We start from the raw sequence: 22,001 nt of genomic DNA on the forward strand, positions 1-22,001 counted from the left end.
GAGTCCACGTGAACTCCCCACGAAACTACACACAACAACGCGTATAGCGAATGGGGCGCAACAATGGCTCTCCGTGGGGCGCGCCCCACTACGCCATACACAGTGGACGTTTTAGCACAATATACCAAACCAATCGCAAAATGAATAAACTCACAGTTTTTTTGTTACTCATAACTATTGGAACTACTTCCTGTAAAAATTCTGAAAAGGAACTTGACAAGCTGGAAATTGCCAAAAAATTCTATGTTGCAATCAACAATTCTAATCCTTCAGAAACGACTGAATTAATTACCGAGATTTTTACGACAATTGACGATGGGTTTGAACAAAAATATAGTGGAAATGAATATGCTGAATGGGTAAAATGGGACTCTGTATTCCAACCGACTTACGAAATCCTCGAAATCGGACAGGAAAATGGAACTGTAAAAGCTAAAATTTCAAAAATCGACAAGCGAATTTCCTTTCTTCATCACGAACCCATCATTACAAATGAAATAATTCAGTTTGAGGGCAACAGAATAAAGAACATTAATAGGACTTCTGCTTCGTTCAACGTTGATAAATTTGTTAAAAACAGAGATGAACTTGTAAATTGGATTACGGAAAATCAACCTGAATTGAATGGATTTTTGAACGACCAAACAAAGAGTGGCGGAATGAACTATTTAAAAGCGATTGAACTTTATAGAAATAAAAAATAACGTACTACAACAATGTATAAACGCAACTACAACGGATTCGACTGCGTCCCAATCCAATCGAAATTGTCAAAGTCTGTGCAAAACCGAAAAATAATAACCTTAAACCCGTAAGTGATGGTTATACGAGACCGCTACAATACTTCATAATTAAAAACAAACGATAATGAAAAGACCTTTTAAGGTAATATTTTTAGTCTTCCTGACTCTTTTTAGTATGAAATCTTTTTCCCAGAAAGTGGTTGCATATTATGAACCCGCAAAAAATGATAGCCTAAGCGTTGGAACAGGAGAAAATGACTTTTTCCCTTTTATTCAAAAAGGTTATACCCTAATGCTTCCTGAAAATAAAGAAATAAAAGGTGTGCTTATTTTCCTCGAAGATTCTAAGTATGATAAAAAAAACAGAAGTGCAAAACAGATGTATACTCAAGCAACGGAAAAAGACTTTGCGGTATTATCTGTTTCGACAGAAATTCCTCTTGACTTTTACTTTTCTAAATCATCAATGATTTCTGCGCATCAACTCATTCGGGAAGTCTTCGGTACATACAATTTGCCAAATGATAACATTTTCTTCTTAGGAGCAAGTTTAGTTGGACACAGAGCGATGCGATATATCAAATTTATGAAAGGGCATAATTTCGACTTTCAACTTAAAACAAAAGGCATTGTCGCTTGCAATTTCACAATGGATTTTACAAGGAAATGGTATCAACATAAACGAGACATAAAACTTAACCAGATTGACCTTTGGGAGCCAAAATTTATTAACTATCTATTGGAAACGTATTTGGAAGGAACACCAAAAACCAATCCAGAGCGTTATCACAACTTCTCATCATATAGCTACTTTGATGAAAAAAATGAAAATGTAAAGATTTATAAAGACTATGCTATTCGAGCTTACATAGAACCGGCAATAAAATATAAGTTGACAAAACAACTAAGAACTTTATATGAGAATAATGCAACAGACATCGTTGGCTTTTTAGCCGAATTAAAAATAGCAGGAAATGAAAATACTGAATTGATTGTATTACAACCTGGTGACAATCCATCAACTAAAAAGAATACGCAATCAACCTGGGATGCAATTGATAAAGATGAACTTATGGATTGGATTCAAAAGCAGACGAAAAAATAACTAAGCTAAACCTATAGCATCCTGCCATCTTGACATTTCTTGATTTCATAAAAGTACCATGTCCTCATCTGGCACATTTTTTGAAAATTTGATAACGTTTTAAAACGTATAATTCAAAAATAAACCACGATGAAAACATTGAACCTACTCCCATTGTTTTGTCTATTATTTTTTAATTGTTCAGGACAAGACAACACACAAAAAACAGAAGAAAACACCGTAAAACCTGACGAAAACATTACGGTAAACAAAGAATATGACGAGTTTGGCAACCTAAAACGCTACGACTCCATTTATTCTTACAGCTATTCGTCCAACGGGAAACTAAGCGATAGTTTAAAATTGCAATTCCAACAGCATTTTAATAGTCATTCGTTTTTTGACGACTCCTTTTTTGATGATTTTTTTGGAAGGGATTCCATTTCAGGCGGCGGCTTTTATCCAGACAACTTCTTTCAGAGAGGCTTTATGGATCATAACCAACAAATTGAACAGATGATGAAACGTATGGATTCCATTCAGCAGCTCTTTTTTAGAGACAGGCGGCAAATGATTATTCCACCAGAGCCAGAGCAACCAGAAAAAAAGGTGCAGCCTAAAGATATGAAACAGATTTAATTCCGTTAAATAAAAATTAAAACCAGCCATAGCGCTGGTTTCTTTATTTATATTTGGCAGTTAGCTAAAAGAAAATTATGCAAAAACGCTTACTTTTTACCCTGATAGTTTGTTTTACACTATCTATAATTTCGGCACAAAAACCAAAAACACCCTCATCTTCAGAAATATATGAATCCATACAAAAACTCAACGTTTTAGGTTCAGTTTTGTATGTGGCAGCACATCCTGATGATGAAAACACAAGGCTTATTGCTTATATGGCAAATCATGTAAAAGCCCGTACCGCTTATTTATCATTAACACGAGGTGATGGCGGACAGAACCTAATTGGTCCAGAAATACGAGAACTTTTGGGCGTGATTAGAACCCAAGAACTTTTAGCAGCAAGACGTGTGGACGGTGGCGAACAGCTATTTACAAGAGCTAACGATTTTGGGTATTCCAAACACCCAGATGAAACTTTGGAAATTTGGGACAGGGATAAAGTACTAAGCGATGTGGTTTTAGCCATAAGAAAGTTTAAACCAGATGTCATTATTAATAGGTTTGACCACCGCAGAGCAGGAAGAACACACGGGCATCATACTACATCCGCCATGTTAAGCATGGAGGCATTTGATCTCGCCAACGATAAATCTGCCTATCCTGAATTATTAAAAGACACAGGCGTCTGGCAACCTAAACGCTTATTTTACAATACCAGTTGGTGGCGTTACGGCAGTAGAGAAGCTTTTGATAAAATTGACAAAACTAATATGATAGCCTTGGATATTGGGACATATTATCCACTTAAAGGTATGTCTAATAACGAATTGGCATCCATTGCCAGCAGCCAGCATTTATGTCAGGGTTTTGGGCGTGTGTCCACCCGCGGTTCACAGGAAGAATATATCGAGTTTTTAAAAGGAGAACCGCTTGATGGTGCCAGTGATGTGTTTGATGGGATTGATACCTCATGGAATCGTGTTAAAGGTGGCAAAGCCATTGGGGATATTTTAAATGCTGTTGAAAACAACTTCAATTTTAAAAATCCATCGGTTCATATATCAGACCTCTTAAAAGCCTACAAATTATTACAGCAAATAGACAATGAACACTGGAAAGCCCTGAAAACAAAAGAGCTAAAAGCAATCATTGAAATGTGTGCTGGACTGTATTTAGAAGCGTCAGCCAACACCAATTGGGCTACCGCTGGCGAGATGGTAAATATATCTTTGGAGGTACTAAATAGAAGTGAATTACCTATTACTTTAGTTAGTATTGATAACATCAGCAACATGTCGATTTCAAAAAACATTGCGCTAGATAATAATACAAGATTTACCTTTAAGGAAGTTTTAAAAATAGCAGACGATGCAAAACCCACAACGCCTTATTGGTTGAATAAAAAAGGAACTTTGGGTATGTATCAAGTGGATGATAAAAGCTTAATAGGAAAACCAGAAACACCACGGGCCTACACGGTTAATTTTAATGTACTGATTGAAAACACACCAATCACCTTTACAAAACCAGTGATTCAGCGCTTTTCAAAACCCGATAAAGGAGAACTGTACCGTCCATTTGAAATTACTCCCGAAGCTTCGGCTAAAATCAAGGAAAAGGTTATCATTTTTAACAACAATCAGCAACATGATATTACGGTTGTTGTAAATGCTGGACGCGACAATTTGGAGGGCGACGTTGAGGTATGCCATCCCGATGGCTGGCAAGTATATCCCAAAAAACAAAAAGTAGCTATTACCCATAAAGGTGAAGACCAAACCTTGGTGTTTACTGTGATTCCTCCTGAGAATGAAAGCGAAGGATTTATTAGTCCGATAGTGCACATTGGCGATAACGATTACACCAAAGAATTGATTGAAATTGATTATGACCACATTCCCTTTCAAACCGTGTTATTACCAAGTGAAAGTAAGGTGGTGCGTTTGGATATTCAAAAACAAGGTGAAAACATTGGATATATCCAAGGTGCGGGTGATGTAGTTCCTGAAAGCTTAGAACAAATAGGCTATAACGTTCGTGTACTTACCTTAGATGACATTGACCCTGAAACATTAAGCAGATTTGATGCGATTGTGGTTGGTATTAGAGCCTACAACACGCTTGATGACATTGAATTTAAACAACAACAGTTATTTGATTTTGTGGCAAATGGCGGCAATATGATTGTACAATACAGCACATCCTATCGTTTAAAAACAGATAAATTAGCACCTTTCGATTTAAAGATTTCTAGAGATCGTGTAACCGATGAAACTGCAGAGGTACGATTTTTAAACCCAGACCATGAGGTATTGAATTTCCCCAATAAAATCACTCAAAACGATTTTGAGGGTTGGACACAGGAGCGTGGCTTGTATTTCGCCAATAGCTGGGGTAGTGAGTTTACTCCTATCCTTTCCATGAACGATAAGGGAGAAACACCAAAAGAAGGTAGCTTATTGGTTGCTAAGCATGGTAAAGGATATTACATGTACACAGGCTTGAGTTTCTTTAGAGAATTTCCCGCAGGCGTATCTGGAGCTTACAGACTGTTCGCCAATATGTTATCCTTGGGCAAGGATGAAATTAAGGCTTCACTAAAACTAGAAGACTAATCATGGAAAAGGAAGCACCAAAACAAAAATGGAACAAATTATACACCATAGTATTGGTGGCTAATGCCCTATATTTTGTCGTGTTTTATCTTATAACCAAAGCATTTTAGATGGTTAACGGGCTAAATTGGATTGACTGGACGGTGCTCTCTGCAACCTTAATTGCTATTGTTGCCTATGGCACATTACAAACTAGAGGTAGCAAAAACGTAAAGGACTATTTAAGAGGTGGAAATACCTCCAAATGGTGGACTATCGGACTTTCGGTAATGGCCACTCAAGCTAGTGCCATTACCTTTTTATCCACACCTGGGCAAGCCTTTAATGACGGTATGGGCTTTGTACAATTTTATTTTGGACTGCCCATTGCTATGATTGTGATTTGTATGGTGTTTATTCCACTGTACCATCGCCTTAAAGTTTACACAGCCTATGAGTTTTTAGAAAACCGATTCGATTTAAAAACAAGAACACTGGCTGCCATTTTATTTTTAATTCAGCGCGGACTCGCAGCGGGCATTACCATTTTTGCACCGGCAATTATTTTATCCGTTGTATTGGGCTGGGATTTATTAACACTAAATATTGCTATTGGTGTTTTGGTCATTATATATACGGTTTCAGGTGGTACGCGAGCCGTAAATGTGACGCAAAAGCATCAAATGGTGGTAATATTTACTGGGATGTTGGTGGCGTTTTTTATAATAGTAAATAAACTTCCTGAGGACATTACATTTACCAAAGCTTTAGACATTGCAGGGGCTAGTGGGAAGATGGAAGTTTTAGACTTTTCATTTAGCTTAAATAACCGTTATACGTTTTGGAGTGGTATCATCGGTGGTACGTTTTTAATGTTATCATATTTTGGTACAGACCAAAGTCAGGTGCAACGCTACCTTTCGGGAAAATCCGTTAAGGAAATGCAACTAGGATTGATTTTTAATGGCCTCCTAAAAGTACCCATGCAGTTTTTTATCCTTCTAGTTGGTGTGATGGTGTTTGTGTTTTATCAATTTAATGAAGCGCCTGTAAACTTTAATCCGACAGCGACGGAAATTGTGCTAGATTCTGAGTATGCAGAAGAATATAATAGACTACAAGAAGAGCAATCTCAAATTTTTAGGGATAAGCAGAAAATAATAAACGCTTATAAAACAACTGATGACCCCAAAGTCGCTGCATTTATTACCGCAGCCAATGCTGCCAACGACGATTTACGAAAGGAAGCACGAGCACTTATTGATAAAGCAGGCGAAGAAAAAGACGTTAAGGTAGAAAGCAATGATAAAGATTATGTGTTCATTTATTTTATTTTGAATAACCTTCCAAGAGGCCTGATTGGGCTTTTGTTGGCAGTGATATTAAGTGCAGCCATGTCTAGTACTGCTAGTGAATTGAATGCTTTGGGCTCTACCACTACAATGGATTTATACAAAAGAAATGTCTCAGAAAAAACTGAAGAAGAAATGGTAGCAGCTTCCAGGTGGTTTACGCTGCTGTGGGGTGTTATAGCCATTGGAGTGGCTTGTGTTGCGAATCTTGCTGAAAACTTAATTCAATTAGTAAATATAATTGGTTCTATTTTCTACGGCAATGTACTTGGTATTTTCCTATTGGCGTTTTTCTTCAAATTTGTAAAAGGTAACGCTGTATTTATAGGAGCTTTAATCACGCAAATAATTGTAATTGCTTTGTATTTACTTAATGAATTTGAAAAGATAAACCTACCGTATTTGTGGTTAAACTTTGTTGGTTGTATTATTGTTATTTTTATAGCAATTTTACTGCAATCCATATCTTCAAATGACAAAAAAAGTACCACCTAAAACTATAAACTGGGGCATCATAGGCTTGGGCAATATTGCCCACAAATTCGCAACTGATCTATTAACTGTCGATGGCACAAAACTATACGCTGTAGCTTCTAGAAACCAAGACAAGGCAGAAGCGTTTGCTTCAAAATATGGCGCCGTTAAAGCGTTTGATAGTTATGATGCATTAGCAAAAGACCCTAATATTGATGCTGTTTACATAGCGACACCGCACGCGCTACACAAGGAAAATACGCTACTATGTTTAAAACATGGTATCGCTGTTTTATGTGAAAAACCTTTTGCCATGAATGCCAATGAGGTAGAAGACATGATAGCTGTAGCTAAGGAAAATAATACGCTTTTAATGGAAGCGCTATGGACCTATTTTTTACCACACTACAAGCATGTACTAAAGCTACTTGAGCAGAAAACCTATGGAAAGCTATTAAAACTAGAGGCAGATTTTGGTTTTTATCGTGATTTCGATAATTCGCATAGATTATTTAATAAATCGCTCGGTGGCGGTAGTTTATTGGATATTGGCATCTACCCTATTTTTGCGGCATTATCTACTTTAGGGATTCCTGAAAATATAAGTGCAACTGCTAATTACTTTGATAATGGAGCGGACGCGTCTTGTAATATGGTTTTTGAATACCAAAATAGTGTGAAAGCTTTTTTAAGAAGTTCTTTAGTCGAAGACACCCCAACTGAAGCTATTTTTTACTGTGAAAAGGGCATTATAAAGATTAATAGTATGTTTCATGCCCCTGCAACAGTAACGCTTACTAAAAACGATGGAGCTATAGAAACGTTGGATTTTGGATACAATTCCATTGGCTACAACTACGAAACCATCCATTTTACAGAACTTATCCATCAAGGAAAAACAGAAAGTGATGTGATGACTTTTGAGTTTAGCAGGCTATTAATTAAAACCTTAGACCAAGTACGGTCACTCATCAATTTGCAATATTAAATCTTAATAAGTTTAGTTTTTTTTGACTTAAAGTTATTTTTACTTGTCTAAATGTAAAGTTTGTTTTACTTTTGTGATATTAATCTTAATAATCAATCTAAAATGAACATTTATGAAAACAAATTATTTATTACCTAATAAGTATAAAATTCCAGGATGGATTCTATTAATGAGTGGACTAATCACTGGTTTAATACAAATGATATATGGAGTAGAACCAGAAATTTTTGAGATTAAAGTACCCCAAATACTTTCTTCAAGTGGTTTTTTTGATGATGATAAATCATTCCTTAGCTTTAAGGAAAACAATATTTTTGATGAAATTATATCTGTATTAATAATTATTGGAGGTTTACTTGTTGGCTTTACCAAAGAAAAGGAAGAAGATGAATTTATTTATAAGCTCAGAAAGGATTCTTTAGTATGGGCAATAATTTTAAATTATTCCATTCTATTATTTAGTGTGATGTTTATCTATGACATGCCTTTTTTAAATGTAATGATATATAACATGTTTACACCATTATTATTCTTTATAATCCGTTTCAACTTTTTAAAACTTAAATCTAGAAGCGATGAAGAATAGTATCAAAGTACAGCGTGCTATCCATGATATGACACAAGCAGATTTAGCACAGGCTATTGGTGTTAGCAGACAAACCATAAATGCTATGGAAAAGAACAAGTACGTACCATCTACGGTACTCTCCCTTAAAATCGCTAAACTCTTTAAAAAACCCTTAGAGGAGATATTCTTTTTGGAGGAAACGGATTAAGGAGTTAATAACAATACTAGCAAAAACGCCCGCGTTAGCGATTGAACGGCATGTTGGAGCTCCTCGCAGAGAGCGACTAGTGAAATATTTATATTCACGAATACCTTAATTCAAAATAATAAACAATGAGTAAAGCGCGACCCCGCTCCGAGAGCCTCAGCGACCGAACGGGGTAACGCCCAAATAAAAAAGCGCAACAGTAAAAAGTTGCGCTCTATTTTTCTAAGTATCTAAAAGTCTTAGAGGGTCAATCTACATCGCTCCCCACTCTTTTAAAGAATCTTGGTTCATTTTTACATACCCTTTGTTTCCAGCCTTTTCAGCAAGCTCTAAAGATTTTTTAGCAGCCGCAATTGCACTACTCTTTTCACCTGCCTTAGCATGAATAAGGGATTGCAAGCGTAGCATCCAAAAACGTGGCTTGTCCTTCGTCATATCTATAGCTTGGTCTATCCATCCCTTTGCCGTTTTAATATCCTTATTCTCTTGCAAATAATACTGAGCAGCAGCAAAATAATCATTAACGCTAGGGCCACTCATCACGTTATTAATACTCTTTAACACCGCATTATCCGTAGGTACTGTAAAAGGCACTGCAGCATAGGTTTTCTCCCATATAAACTCTAGGTGACCACCACTGTTGGTAATATTATTGATATCCATAGCGTAGGTTTCTACATTAAATGGGATTGGATAAGACTTTACAGTAGTTTTAGCAGCTACTTTGCTATCATCCCAGTTTCGTGGTGTTCCCCAATTTTCGGTATCAGTATAAAAATACACTTCCCAACTTTCCTCACCTGGTTTTGTAAATACAGCATAAGATCCAGCCTCTAGCGTTTGCCCATCAACAGTAGCATCGGTGCTAAACGTTACGATAGTGTTTTTATTGGCTCCTGTTCTCCACATTTCGCCATAAGGCACTAAACCACCAAAGATTTTACGTCCTTTTACGCTTGGTCTGGAGTATTCAATGGTAACATCAGTTAAGCCTACTTTTTGTTCTAATTTAGCAGAAGGACTAGGCTGCGGAGTCTCTATTTGAGCCTGCAAAGTATAACCCATAGTGCATGCCATAAATAATAGTAGTAATTTTTTCATTTTTTGTAGTTATTAATAATTAGGTTTTTATCTGCTTAAAATTAACTAAACTAAAATCGCTTATTGTTAACAAAAGCTTAAAATAAAAGGTTACGTATTTGTTTATAAATGAGTTGGGCGTTACCCTCCTTAGGTCGGGTCGGGCTTTCGGGAGTCGCTCCCTCCTGCGTCGGGGAGCTTCAACAAATCCCTCAATCCCTAACGCAAACTAGCCTGCTCTAATAGTTCCTCTAAATATACCGTAGTGGTTTTTTGGATGGTCAATGTAAAATATTAAAAAAACATGTATTACTCTAAGCACTGTCTTTAGTGTAATATTTTTTCCGCAACCAAAAGGAAGCCCTTACCAATAAAATCAATGCAGGCACTTCAACCAAAGGCCCAATAACACCTGCAAACGCTTGTCCTGAATTTAATCCGAAAACGGCAATAGCCACCGCAATGGCCAATTCAAAATTATTTCCTGCTGCAGTAAACGCTACCGAGGCTGTTTTATCATACTCAGCCCCCATGGCTTTGGTAACGAAAAAGCCAATAATAAACATGAACGTAAAATAAACTAAAAGCGGAATAGCAATTATTAGAACGTCCATTGGTATTTCAACAATCAATTCCCCTTTTAGCGAGAACATTACTACGATGGTAAACAAGAGTGCAATTAAAGTTATAGGCGAAATGGCAGGGATAAATTTATTGGTGTACCATGCTTCGCCTTTCAATTTTACCAAAACCAGCCTACTGAATAGGCCCATAATAAATGGAATGCCTAAATAAATGGCGACACTCTCTGCAATGGTGCCAATTGAAATATCTACAATAGCACCTTCAAACCCAAAATACGGAGGAAGAATAGTAATGAAAACCCAAGCATAAAAACTGTATGCAAATACTTGAAAAATACTATTTAACGCTACTAAGCCAGCACCATATTCGCTACTGCCCTCTGCTAGGTCGTTCCATACCAAGACCATTGCGATACAACGTGCCAAACCAATTAAAATCAGACCAACCATATATTCAGGATAATCCCGTAAAAATGTTATGGCCAATGCAAACATCAAAATAGGCCCAAATATCCAATTCAAAATGAGGGAAATAGATAGGATTTTGGTGTTTTTAAAAACTTTTGGCAGTAGTGAGTAATTCACCTTTGCTAGCGGCGGATACATCATCAAAATCAAACCTATGGCAATTGGGATATTAGTTGTTCCACTACTAAATGAGTTGATGAAGTCTGGAAAAGTTGGCATAAAATTACCGATACCAACTCCAATTGCCATCGCAATAAAAATCCAAAGCGTTAAATTTTTATCGAGAAAACTTAATTTTTTTGATGCCATGTATTATAAGTTTAATTAAGTGATATGTATTAATTTTAGTAATAGAATGCATAGTTTTAGTTTTTAGCAACACTCTTGCTTGTGTGTTAGGTCTTGATTTAGAAATTCAGACATAACCGTTTTCATTATATTCCAATTTTCTTCATGAATACAATAGCAAACGCTTGTTCCTTCAACATTTCCTTTAACTAAGCCTAACTGTTTTAACTCCTTTAGATGTTGTGAAATTGTTGGTTGAGCCAATCCTATTTCATTTACCAAATCTCCACAGACACAAGCGTTAATTTTAAATAAATGTTGAAGAATTGCAACCCTTGCGGGATGGCCAAAGACCTTTGCAAAAAGGGCAATTTGATTTTGTTGGTCGTTAAAAATTTCGTTTTTGGTTAATCCCATTATTGATGTTTTTTACTCTATCGCAATATTACGATTAATAGCTTAAATTTTAAACATTTTTTTGCAATTTTAAATCATATTCTATCGTCAACTGTAGTTATATTATGATATCATAGTTATTTTTTGTTTAACTTTTTTATTTATTTATTAAACATTTTGTATCTTTACCATAAATAAACAAATTATGGCGAAGAAAAAATCTATAACAAAAAACAATATTATCTCATGGTGCATGGATTATGTACTAGAGTATGATGAAAACCCTAAAACAGTATTTGCTTTTGCCAAAATGAATAATTTTGATGAAGCTAAGTTCTACGAACATTTTTCGTCTTTTGAAGCTATTGAAAAAGGCATCTTCGAAGCATTTTTCACAAACTCTATAAATGCCTTAGAGAAAAGCGAAGATTATAAAATATTTGACGCTCGCAACAAACTGTTAAGCTTTTACTATACGTTTTTTGAGAATCTTACGGCCAATAGAAGTTACGTAAAGCACGTGCTTGACAAGTATAAAAATGATCTGAAAGGTTTACAAATGCTTTCAGGCTTAAAAAAGCATTTTGTGCATTACGTTAGTGAACTTGGTATACAAATGCTAGATATCAAGCAAGAACAGCTTGAAAAGCTTCAGGATAAAGCGCTTAAAGAATCTGCATGGTTACAACTGTTATTAACTATGAAGTTTTGGCTAGACGATACCTCTGCTTCTTTTGAAAAGACCGATATTTTCATTGAAAAGTCAGTCAATACAACCTTCGACGTCTTAGACATTGCTCCAGTAAAAAGTGTATTAGACTTAGGTAAATTTTTGTTTAAAGAAAAATTCCACATGAATTAATGAAAACCATAGATAACATACCTACTTCAAAAATTCAACGTGCTACAAAATTGGTGTCCACAGGAGCTAAAGTAGGCGTGAATTATTTAAAATATTACGGTGATAAAATTGTAAAAACTGAAGAAGAAGCTAAAGAGCGTTTAAACAAAAACAATGCAGAAGATATATATGACGGTTTAAAACAATTAAAAGGTAGTGCACTTAAAGTAGCACAAATGCTTAGTATGGAAAAAAGCATTTTGCCAAGAGCCTATGTAGAAAAGTTTTCACTGGCTCAGTTTTCCGTACCGCCATTATCACCACCATTAGTAATTAAAACATTTAAAAAATATTTTGGAAAACACCCTAACGATTTGTTTGATACTTTTAATGCAACTTCTGTAAACGCTGCAAGCATCGGTCAGGTGCATATTGCAACTAAGAATGGGAAAAAACTTGCTGTGAAAATCCAATATCCAGGAGTTGCTGAAAGTATTGCTTCAGATTTAGCTATGGTAAAACCTGTAGCTATGAGTATGTTTAATATTAAAGGAAAGGATTCCGACAAATATTTTAAGGAAGTAGAGCATAAATTGGTTGAAGAAACTAATTATATTTTGGAAGTGACTCAAAGCAAAGAAATTTCAGAAGCTTGCGCTCATATTTCAAACTTAAAATTCCCAAAATATTACGAAGATTTATCATCTGAACGTATCATCACTATGGATTATATGGAAGGTGAACATCTCTCAGAATTTACTGCTCATAATACCAATCAGAAGAAAGCAAATAAATTAGGACAGGCCCTTTGGGATTTCTACATGTATCAAATTCATAATTTGAAAAAAGTACATGCCGACCCCCATCCTGGGAATTTCCTGATTTCTGAAAAAGGTGAATTAATAGCATTAGATTTTGGGTGTATGAAATCCATCCCTCAGGAATTTTATACACCCTATTTTGAACTTGCCTTACCTGAAAATATTAGCAATAGAGATTATTTTGTTTCAAAACTCTATGAGCTTGAAATTTTAAGAGAAGATGATTCAAAAGATGAGATTGCTTTCTTTACAGAAATGTTTCATGAAATGTTGAGTTTATTTACTCAACCCTTTCATCAAGAGTATTTTGACTTTTCAGATGAATCATTTTTTGGCAAAATTGCCGAATTAGGAGAACGCTATTCCAAAAGTACAGACTTGAAAAAAATGAACGGTAATCGCGGTTCAAAGCATTTTATATACATCAACAGAACATTTTTTGGATTGTATAATTTGATGTTTGATTTAAAGGCAGAAAATATCAAAATTAATAATTATTTAAGGCTTTCATAAATGGCATATTTTAGTGAATCAGATATTGACAATTTAAACCACATCTATAAAATTAATTTGATTAATAGTTGTTCGGGTTACAAATCGGCTAACTTAATAGGTTCTGTTTCAGAAGATGGTATTGAGAATGTAGCTGTTTTCAGTTCCGTAACCCATATTGGTTCAAGTCCAGCGATGTTGGGTTTTTTTCTGCGACCAACAACAGTAATTCGCAATACTTACGAAAATTTAAAGGCCACAGGTGTTTATACGATAAATCATATCCACGAGGGCATTAAAAAAGATGCCCACCATACCTCTGCTAAATACGATAGTGCTGTTTCTGAATTTGAGGTAACCAACCTTGAAGCAGAATACAAACCAGGATTTAAAGCTCCTTTTGTTAAGGATGCGCCTATTCAATTAGCAATGCGCTTTGTTGAGGAATATCCAATAAAAGCGAATAACACGATTTTAGTGATTGGAAAAATAGTTGGGTTATACGTTGAAAATGAACTGATTGAAGATGATGGATTCATTAACCTTTCCAAAGGAAACGTAGCAGTGATTAATGGTTTAGATGGTTATGCTATACCTGAAACCAATACACGTTACGGATACCAAAGACCGAAAATATTAGAATCAGAAATGTCATGAAAATTCTTGTAACAGGAGCAACAGGCTACATAGGCAAACGCCTTATCCCTTTTTTATTAAATCAAGGGCACACTGTTGTTTGTGTTGTTAGAGATAGATTAAGAGCAGATAAAAGCTATACAGAAGATGATAAGGTGTATGTAATTGAAGCTGATTTTTTAAAGCCACAAACACTCGAAAACATTCCCAAAGGTATTGATGCGGCGTATTATCTGATACATTCCATGTCAAATTCTTCAAAGAATTTTGAATCATTAGAAGAAAGATGTGCCAAAAATTTTAAAAACTACATAGAAACCACAAATGTTAATCAAGTAATTTATTTGAGTGGTATCACTAATGAAGATCAACTTTCAAAACATCTTCGTTCAAGAAAAAATGTTGAAAACATATTAGTTTCAGAGCAGTATGCACTAACCATTTTTAATGCAGGAATTATAGTAGGTTCGGGGAGTTCTTCATTTGAAATCATAAGGGATTTAGTAGAAAAACTCCCCTTTATGATTGCTCCAAAATGGTTAAATACCAAAACGCAACCCCTTGCAGTTAGGGATGTATTGGCATTTTTATCTAGAGCTGTTGGCAATGAGGCGGTTTATAATAAAAGTTTTGATGTTTTTGGTCCAGAAATTATTACTTATAAAGAAATGCTGATGCAATTTGCCGAGGTTCGTGGGTTGAAACGTTCTATCTTAACGGTTCCTGTTATGACGCCAAAGTTATCATCTTACTGGTTGTATTTTGTAACCTCTACATCTTATAAACTGGCTACATCGCTTGTAGATAGCATGGGCATTCAAATTATTGGAAAATCTAGTGATATTAATGAAATTTTTGATGTAAATCCTATTACTTACAAGGAGGCTGTATCATTAGCATTTGAAAAAATTGAGCAAAATAGCATAGTTTCCAGCTGGAAAGACTCTATGGTAAGCAGTGGGAGACTAGGACAACAATTACATAAATATGTAAACGTACCAAAATTTGGGTGTTTTAAAGATTACAAAGAGCGCTATGTCACCGATGCTGATGAAACTATAGAAAAAATTTGGAGCATTGGTGGTAAAAATGGTTGGTATTATGGCACCTTTTTATGGCGAATAAGAGGGTATATTGATAAACTTTTTGGTGGTATAGGCTTAAGACGTGGCCGCACAAGTCCTTCAGAATTGGATGCTGGAGATGCTTTAGATTTTTGGCGTGTTATTTTTGCAGATAAAGACAAACAAAAACTATTGCTATATGCCGAAATGCGCTTACCTGGTGAAGCTTGGTTAGAGTTTAAAATTGAAGATAACAAACTTAAGCAAACCGCTACATTTAGACCGAGAGGTTTATGGGGACGCTTATACTGGTACAGCGTTTTACCTTTCCATGGTTTTATATTTTCAGGAATGATAAATAAATTGGTTGAAGTTGATTCACAAAAAACAGCACTTACCGCAGAAAACGTGTAAAACTTGTAAACGACCATTTACTTGGAGAAAGAAATGGCAACACAATTGGGATAACGTTAAATATTGTAGCGAAAGATGCAGAAGAAACAAAAAGACACTGGCTTAGTTTGGTTTAGAAACGATTTACGTGTAAATGATAACACAGTTTTAAATGAAGCAGCGAAACAACACAAACACATTATTGCAGTGTACTGTTTCGATCCACGACATTTTCAAGTTGACTCTTTTGGTTTCAAAAAAACAGGAAAGTTTAGGGCAAAATTTCTAATTGAAACCGTAAATGATTTAAAACAAAATCTTAAAGACTTAAATATTGAGCTGTTTCTTTTCCGTAAAAAACCAGAACACGTTATTTCTAAATTAATTGAGCAATTCAACATTAACTCAATCTACCTTCAAAAGGAATGGACAAGTGAAGAAGTAAAAGTTTTAGAAGTTGTAAAAGATAACAGTCCAGAAGGCATCTCATTTTACGAATATTACAATCAGTTTCTATTTCACCCTGATGACGTTGATATGTCTTTTGAAGACATCCCTCAGGTATTTACCAATTTTAGAAAAAAAGTTGAAAAATACAGTTTTATCAGACCTATAAATTTCCCTATAACTCCGCAACCCATACAAGCGATTTCAAACGACACTAATGTGCCAACACTCGAGGATTTAGGTTTTGAAGATTTTAATACACATCCCAATTCAGCTTTCCCTTTTGAAGGTGGTGAAAATTCAGCTTTAAATCGATTGGATGATTATTTTTTTCAAACTAAAAAGTTAGGGGTTTATAAAAAAACGAGAAATGGTTTAGTAGGTGTGGATTACAGTTCAAAATTTTCACCATGGTTAGCCAATGGCAGTATTTCAGCAGCAACAATCTATTGGTCTGTAAAGCAATTTGAAAAAGAGCATTATAAAAATCAATCAACATATTGGTTAATTTTTGAATTGATTTGGAGAGATTATTTCAAATACATATCACTTAAATACGGCAATAACATCTTCAAAATTGGTGGTATTCTTGAAAAAGAGTATCAATGGAAAACTGATAAAAATTTAATAAACAAATGGATTGAAGGAGAAACAAAATCAACATTTGTAAACGCTAATATGCTAGAACTAAAACATACAGGATGGATGAGCAATAGAGGCAGGCAAAACGTAGCATCATTTTTTTCAAAAGACTTATTACTCGATTGGAGAATTGGTGCTGCGTATTTTGAGTCGTTGCTTATAGATTATGATGTACATAGTAATTACGGTAATTGGATGTATGTTTCTGGTGTAGGTAACGATCCGCGAGACCGAAAATTTAATGTGGATTTACAAGCTGAACGCTATGATGTTAATAATAAATTTCAAAAATTATGGTTACAACCTACGCTATTTTAGATGAAAATACTCAGACTCATATTAGGCGATCAACTCAATAGTAAACACTCATGGTTTAAACAAACTAATGATTACGTATTGTATTGTATGTTTGAAATGCGTCAGGAAACCGATTATGTTAAACATCACATTCAAAAATTAATTGGCTTTTTTGCTGCGATGCGCCAATTTCATGACCATTTAAAATCGGATGGGCATCATATTACTTATTTCAAAATCAATGACAAAGAGAATACCCAGAGCCTCACTGAAAATCTTTCTCAATTAATAGAAAAACATAACATTGAACATTTTGAATATATGCTTCCCGATGAATACCGATTGGATAAGCAACTAAAAACATATTGTGATAATCTTGAAATTTCAACAAAAGCCTATTCTGCAGAACATTTTTACACTAAGCGAGAAGATTTAAAAAGTTTCTTTGAAGGCAAAAAGCAATATCTCATGGAAAATTTCTACAGAGATATGCGCAAAAAACATAATATTTTAATGGTGGGCGACCAACCTGAGGGTGGCAAATGGAATTATGACAAAAGCAACAGAAACAAATGGAAAGGCGAGGTTGAAATTCCTAATTATAAATTATTTAAAAATGATATTTCTGAAGTGCTTCAGGATATAGAAAAGGCAAAAATAGAAACCATAGGTAAGTTTGAAACCAAAACATTCTCCTACCCTATTACTAGAGTTCAGGCGCTAGAACAACTCAAATATTTTTGTGAACATTTGTTGGTTCATTTTGGTGATTATCAGGATGCGATGCATACCAATGAAGAATATCTGTTTCACTCACGCTTATCGTTTGCGATGAACTTAAAATTGGTTTCTCCAAAGGATATTGTAAAAACCGTGATGAACTATTACAGAAAACACGGAGACCATATTGAAATATCTCAAGTAGAAGGCTTTGTTCGCCAAATCATTGGGTGGCGTGAATATATGCGCGGAATGTATTGGGCTTTTATGCCAGATTACAAAAGTTTAAATAAGCTGAACAATCAAAATAAGATACCAGAATTCTTCTGGACTGGCAATACGAAAATGAATTGCTTAAAACATGCCATTACAAATTCACTAGATAATGGTTATGCGCACCATATACAGCGGCTAATGATTACAGGAAACTATGCGTTATTGACGCAAACTAATCCTGATGCAGTTGACAAATGGTATTTGGGAATTTATGTTGATGCCGTAGAATGGGTACAACTAACAAATACAAGAGGTATGAGCCAATTTGCTGATGGTGGCAAAATAGCAACCAAACCATATGTATCCTCTGGCTCTTACATATACAAAATGAGCAATTACTGTTCTAGTTGCCATTACAGCCAAAGTAAAAAAACAGAAGAAAATGCTTGCCCGTTTAATAGCTTGTATTGGAATTTCCTTGACGAAAAGCGCGAGTATTTAGGAAATAACTTTAGAATGGGCATGATGTATAGCTTGCTGGATAAAATGGATAAAAGTCAGCTCCAAAACATAAAAAAACGCGCCCAACATATAATTGCACATCAAGATGAATACTAAGCCCCAAGTAAATGTAGTATGGTTAAAACGCGATTTGCGTTTACACGATAACGAAGCTATTTTTAACGCTCTAAAAACTGGAAGGCAAGTGTTATTACTTTACAGTTTTGAACCAATTTTGATGGACGATGCGCATTATAGCGAACGCCATTGGAATTTTATCAAAGAATCGCTTGTAGATTTAAACGCCGAACTTAAGCAGTATAATTCCAAAGTACTTATTGTTCAATCTGATATAATTGCGGCCATAAATCATTTACAATCACATTTTAGAATTTCTGATATTTATTCTCACCAAGAAACTGGAATTCTTGTGACTTACGAGCGCGATAAAAATTTCAAACGCTTTTGCAAGAACAATTTGATTAATTGGCATGAAAATATCAATAACGGGGTAATTCGCGGTTTAAAAGACAGAGAAGGCTGGAATGAAAAAGTAGATGCATTTTATGCTATTGACCCTCTACCCTTTCAGCCAAGGCAAGACCAATTGGTTCCTATTGAAGTTATAAACGAGATAGAGCAAAACCTAAACATACCGAGTTTAAGCACACCGGAGTTCACAGCGTTTCAAAAAGGTGGACGTTCTACTGGAAAAAAATATCTTAAATCCTTTTTTTCAGAACGTTACCCAAATTACATGCAACATATCTCTAAACCAGAATTAGCCAGAACTAGTTGTAGCAGAATTTCACCATACATCGCTTGGGGAAACCTCTCCGTTAGAGAGGTATATCATGAGGCCTACCATTTAAAAGAAACTTCAAAACACAAAAAGGCTTTGGAAGCATTTATGTCTAGATTACGTTGGCAAACGCATTTTATTCAAAAGTTTGAAATGGAACATACCATGGAGGAAGCTAGTGTAAATAAAGGGTTTCACCGACTGAAAAAAAGTATATCCAAGAAATATCAAGTCGCTTGGAAAACTGGAAATACGGGTTATCCGTTGGTAGATGCTTGCATGCGCTGTTTAAACGAAACAGGGTATTTAAATTTTAGAATGCGCGCCTTAGTAGTTTCATTTTTTACCCACAACCTATGGCAACCCTGGCAAGAGGCTACTACACACCTATCTCAAATGTTTTTGGATTTTGAACCCGGTATCCATTTCCCGCAATTGCAAATGCAAGCAGGCGAAACCGGAATTAATATGCTTAGAATTTATAATCCTGTGAAAAACAGTTTGGAACACGACCCTGAAGCTTCCTTTATAAAAAAATGGGTACCTGAGCTATACAAATTAGATACGCCTTTTGCACATCAACCCTATTTGATGACAGCACTAGAGCAGCAATTTTACAATTTTAAATTGGGAAGAGATTACCCAAACCCCATTGTAGATTTAGACACTACTCGAAAAAAAGCAGGAGATGCCCTTTGGAAACTCCGTAAAGACAAAACGGTATTAGAGGAGAGCAAAAGAATCCTTAAAAAACACACATTAAGAAACAAACTTCAAAACACGTAAACACCTACAAAACAACAACTTAAGTATATAATAAGTTTTTTCAATAGTATTATGTTAATTTTTGTTTAACTTTTAATAAAAAAGATTAAACATTTTGTATCTTTGGGATATAAAGTAGAAAACATGATACTTAATACTACACATCCTAACAGAGAACATAAGCAGCTTTTGGAATATTTAGTGGGGAGATCATTTACAATTTTGGAGTCCTTGAAGATGAAAGGTGTAGGCTCTAAAAGAATGATCGTTGGGGAGGTGAGTCCGAATATGCAATCCTATTTAAATTCGGTTTCAGATATCAATTATGCAAATATTGAATTGAGGAAAAGTGGCATATTGATATTTATTAACAAGGGATTACAAAATTTTACTTGGGCTATTCCTTATTATCAATTAGTGATGTATAAAACTAATGGCGCAAGCATACATGCACAAGGAAAATTCATTCACTTTAAAAACAATAAAACATTTAAGGAAAACAGGAGTTTCTTTAAAAAAATGCTAGATGAAAAAATAAGATATGACGAACAATATAACTTTCAAAATATATGACACTTACTGATGGAGATATAGACAGAGTTATAGAAATGGCGTGGGAAGATAGAACCACTTTTGAGGCTATTGCGTTTCAATTTGGATTGAAAGAACAAGAGGTAATTGAGCTGATGAGAAGAGAGATGAAACCTAGTAGCTTTAAAATGTGGAGGGCTAGAGTTCAAGGAAGAAAGACAAAACATGAAAAATTGAGAACATTTGATGAAGGGCGCTTTAAAAGCAGTAGACAAAAACAAATAACACATAATAAAATTTCAAAACGTTAACGTGCTTTGATTAAATGATAATGAAGCTTTTGAGTTAAAGTTGAAACTTAAAATATCATTGATTGGATTTTAACAATCCTAAATTTGAGACAGCACATAAAAAAGATGCTATGCAATTAGAAAAACTAGAAGAGAAGAAAAACGGTCACAAATTAAATGGCTTCACATTAGAAGATATTGGAGATGACCATTTATTCACATCATTGGAAACACCAATGAAACCAGATGCATTTAAACTAAGTGATACCGAGAAAAAAGAACGTATTGCCATTTTGTTTGAAGAAATCATGGATGTAATGGGATTGGATCTTACGGATGATTCGTTAAAAGGCACGCCAAAACGTGTAGCTAAAATGTATATTGATGAGATTTTCTCAGGTTTAAACCCAGAAAACAAACCAAAAGTGGCTTTGTTTGATAACAAATATCAATACAACCAAATGCTTGTGGAAAAAAACATTACGTTTTATTCAAATTGTGAGCACCATTTTGTACCCATTATTGGTAAAGCGCATGTAGCTTATATTTCATCGGGTAAAGTCATTGGCCTTTCAAAGCTGAATAGAATTGTGCAATACTACGCTAAACGCCCACAAGTGCAGGAGCGATTAACTAATCAAATAGCCAACGAGCTAAAAGAAATTTTAGATACTGAGGATGTTGCGGTTATCATAGATGCAAAACACCTTTGTGTGTCTTCTAGAGGTATAAAAGATGATACCTCATCGACGGTTACCGCATATTATGGCGGAGAGTTTAACACTTCAGAAAAAATTACAGAATTACAAAATTATTTAAACGGATAATATTATGGAAATGGAACTAATCAACAGAGCTTTAGAGTTTGAGCAAAGAAAAATGAGATCCTTATCTACAAGTGATCGCGTTAAATTATCTAGAGAAGCAAAAGCCTTAATCTTAGATTTAAATCAGATTTACAAGGTAAAAAAAGATGAAAAAATCATGGATATTATGAAGCGTTTAACGGTTATAAAGCGCAAAGTAGAAAAGCGTTTAAAAATGCGTTTATAATGGTATTACTGTCAAAAACAGAGGGTTAATTACCCT

At 34.9% G+C, this 22,001-nt stretch carries 23 protein-coding genes; 20 read left to right on the forward strand and 3 right to left on the reverse strand.

The genetic code is table 11. The features are described from left to right. Positions 1-140: 140 nt before the first annotated feature. From EYD45_RS16240 to EYD45_RS16275, 8 genes are all read left to right on the forward strand, one after another. The gene (locus tag EYD45_RS16240; protein ID WP_130965723.1) at positions 141-704 is read left to right on the forward strand and encodes a hypothetical protein; all 564 of its coding nucleotides are present in this window, start codon (positions 141-143) and stop codon (positions 702-704) included. A gap of 214 nt (positions 705-918) precedes the next feature. Continuing rightward, positions 919-1,848: a hypothetical protein gene (locus tag EYD45_RS16245; RefSeq protein WP_233702681.1), complete on the forward strand. Its 930-nt coding sequence runs from the start codon at positions 919-921 to the stop codon at positions 1,846-1,848. A gap of 129 nt (positions 1,849-1,977) precedes the next feature. Next, on the forward strand, positions 1,978-2,466 hold the full coding sequence (locus EYD45_RS16250) for a hypothetical protein (RefSeq protein WP_130965725.1): 489 nt from the start codon (positions 1,978-1,980) through the stop codon (positions 2,464-2,466). Positions 2,467-2,543: 77 nt separating this feature from the next. Next, on the forward strand, positions 2,544-5,069 hold the full coding sequence (locus EYD45_RS16255) for a PIG-L family deacetylase (RefSeq protein ID WP_130965726.1): 2,526 nt from the start codon (positions 2,544-2,546) through the stop codon (positions 5,067-5,069). 110 nt (positions 5,070-5,179) lie between these two features. Further along, positions 5,180-6,895 (forward strand): sodium:solute symporter, encoded by a 1,716-nt coding sequence (locus EYD45_RS16260; protein WP_130965727.1) that lies wholly within the window; start codon positions 5,180-5,182, stop codon positions 6,893-6,895. Further along, entirely contained in the window at positions 6,873-7,862 is a 990-nt protein-coding gene (locus EYD45_RS16265) for a Gfo/Idh/MocA family protein (RefSeq protein ID WP_130965728.1), read from the forward strand. The genes EYD45_RS16260 and EYD45_RS16265 overlap by 23 nt, the downstream gene beginning before the upstream one ends. A 112-nt stretch (positions 7,863-7,974) precedes the next feature. Continuing rightward, positions 7,975-8,448, forward strand: a complete 474-nt coding sequence (locus EYD45_RS16270; RefSeq protein WP_130965729.1) for a hypothetical protein — start codon at positions 7,975-7,977, stop codon at positions 8,446-8,448. Beyond that, on the forward strand, positions 8,438-8,638 hold the full coding sequence (locus tag EYD45_RS16275) for a helix-turn-helix transcriptional regulator (protein WP_130965730.1): 201 nt from the start codon (positions 8,438-8,440) through the stop codon (positions 8,636-8,638). The genes EYD45_RS16270 and EYD45_RS16275 overlap by 11 nt, the downstream gene beginning before the upstream one ends. A gap of 252 nt (positions 8,639-8,890) precedes the next feature. Here the strand turns inward: EYD45_RS16275 and EYD45_RS16280 are convergent, their stop codons facing one another. From EYD45_RS16280 to EYD45_RS16290, 3 genes are all read right to left on the reverse strand, one after another. Then, positions 8,891-9,739 carry a DUF2911 domain-containing protein gene (locus EYD45_RS16280; RefSeq protein WP_130965731.1) on the reverse strand — a complete coding sequence of 283 codons (849 nt, stop codon included), beginning with the start codon at positions 9,737-9,739 and terminating at the stop codon, positions 8,891-8,893. A 293-nt stretch (positions 9,740-10,032) separates the two neighbouring features. Then, positions 10,033-11,079, reverse strand: coding sequence for an ACR3 family arsenite efflux transporter (arsB, locus tag EYD45_RS16285; protein WP_130965732.1), 1,047 nt, complete (start codon positions 11,077-11,079; stop codon positions 10,033-10,035). A gap of 63 nt (positions 11,080-11,142) precedes the next feature. Continuing rightward, complete coding sequence (locus EYD45_RS16290) at positions 11,143-11,475, reverse strand: ArsR/SmtB family transcription factor (protein ID WP_130965733.1); 333 nt, start codon at positions 11,473-11,475, stop codon at positions 11,143-11,145. A 184-nt stretch (positions 11,476-11,659) separates the two neighbouring features. On the opposite strand from EYD45_RS16290, the gene EYD45_RS16295 reads away from it, so the two are divergent. The 12 genes from EYD45_RS16295 (at position 11,660) to EYD45_RS16350 (ending at position 21,965) form a co-directional block, all read left to right on the forward strand. Beyond that, a complete protein-coding gene (locus EYD45_RS16295; RefSeq protein ID WP_130965734.1) occupies positions 11,660-12,316 on the forward strand; it encodes a TetR family transcriptional regulator C-terminal domain-containing protein in 657 nt (218 codons plus the stop codon). Beyond that, on the forward strand, positions 12,316-13,629 hold the full coding sequence (locus EYD45_RS16300) for an ABC1 kinase family protein (protein ID WP_130965735.1): 1,314 nt from the start codon (positions 12,316-12,318) through the stop codon (positions 13,627-13,629). The genes EYD45_RS16295 and EYD45_RS16300 overlap by 1 nt, the downstream gene beginning before the upstream one ends. Then, positions 13,630-14,265: a flavin reductase family protein gene (locus EYD45_RS16305; RefSeq protein WP_130965736.1), complete on the forward strand. Its 636-nt coding sequence runs from the start codon at positions 13,630-13,632 to the stop codon at positions 14,263-14,265. Further along, positions 14,262-15,722 (forward strand): SDR family oxidoreductase, encoded by a 1,461-nt coding sequence (locus EYD45_RS16310; protein WP_130965737.1) that lies wholly within the window; start codon positions 14,262-14,264, stop codon positions 15,720-15,722. Before EYD45_RS16305 ends, EYD45_RS16310 begins: the two co-directional genes overlap by 4 nt. Next, the gene (locus EYD45_RS16315; protein WP_130965738.1) at positions 15,682-15,828 is read left to right on the forward strand and encodes a DUF2256 domain-containing protein; all 147 of its coding nucleotides are present in this window, start codon (positions 15,682-15,684) and stop codon (positions 15,826-15,828) included. The genes EYD45_RS16310 and EYD45_RS16315 overlap by 41 nt, the downstream gene beginning before the upstream one ends. Continuing rightward, entirely contained in the window at positions 15,798-17,108 is a 1,311-nt protein-coding gene (locus tag EYD45_RS16320; protein ID WP_130965739.1) for a DASH family cryptochrome, read from the forward strand. The genes EYD45_RS16315 and EYD45_RS16320 overlap by 31 nt, the downstream gene beginning before the upstream one ends. Further along, on the forward strand, positions 17,109-18,641 hold the full coding sequence (locus EYD45_RS16325; RefSeq protein WP_130965740.1) for a cryptochrome/photolyase family protein: 1,533 nt from the start codon (positions 17,109-17,111) through the stop codon (positions 18,639-18,641). Beyond that, entirely contained in the window at positions 18,631-20,112 is a 1,482-nt protein-coding gene (locus EYD45_RS16330) for a cryptochrome/deoxyribodipyrimidine photo-lyase family protein (RefSeq protein WP_130965741.1), read from the forward strand. The genes EYD45_RS16325 and EYD45_RS16330 overlap by 11 nt, the downstream gene beginning before the upstream one ends. A gap of 102 nt (positions 20,113-20,214) precedes the next feature. Continuing rightward, on the forward strand, positions 20,215-20,664 hold the full coding sequence (locus EYD45_RS16335) for a hypothetical protein (RefSeq protein ID WP_317127944.1): 450 nt from the start codon (positions 20,215-20,217) through the stop codon (positions 20,662-20,664). After that, a complete protein-coding gene (locus EYD45_RS16340; protein ID WP_130965742.1) occupies positions 20,661-20,933 on the forward strand; it encodes a TIGR03643 family protein in 273 nt (90 codons plus the stop codon). The genes EYD45_RS16335 and EYD45_RS16340 overlap by 4 nt, the downstream gene beginning before the upstream one ends. Positions 20,934-21,043: 110 nt before the next feature. Next, positions 21,044-21,739 carry a GTP cyclohydrolase I FolE gene (folE, locus tag EYD45_RS16345; RefSeq protein ID WP_130965743.1) on the forward strand — a complete coding sequence of 232 codons (696 nt, stop codon included), beginning with the start codon at positions 21,044-21,046 and terminating at the stop codon, positions 21,737-21,739. Positions 21,740-21,749: 10 nt separating this feature from the next. Then, positions 21,750-21,965, forward strand: a complete 216-nt coding sequence (locus EYD45_RS16350) for a hypothetical protein (protein WP_130965744.1) — start codon at positions 21,750-21,752, stop codon at positions 21,963-21,965. The last annotated feature ends 36 nt before the right edge of the window (positions 21,966-22,001 follow it).

The sequence above is a fragment of the Hyunsoonleella flava genome (assembly GCF_004310325.1).
GTDB classification, from domain to species: Bacteria; Bacteroidota; Bacteroidia; order Flavobacteriales; family Flavobacteriaceae; genus Jejuia; species Jejuia flava.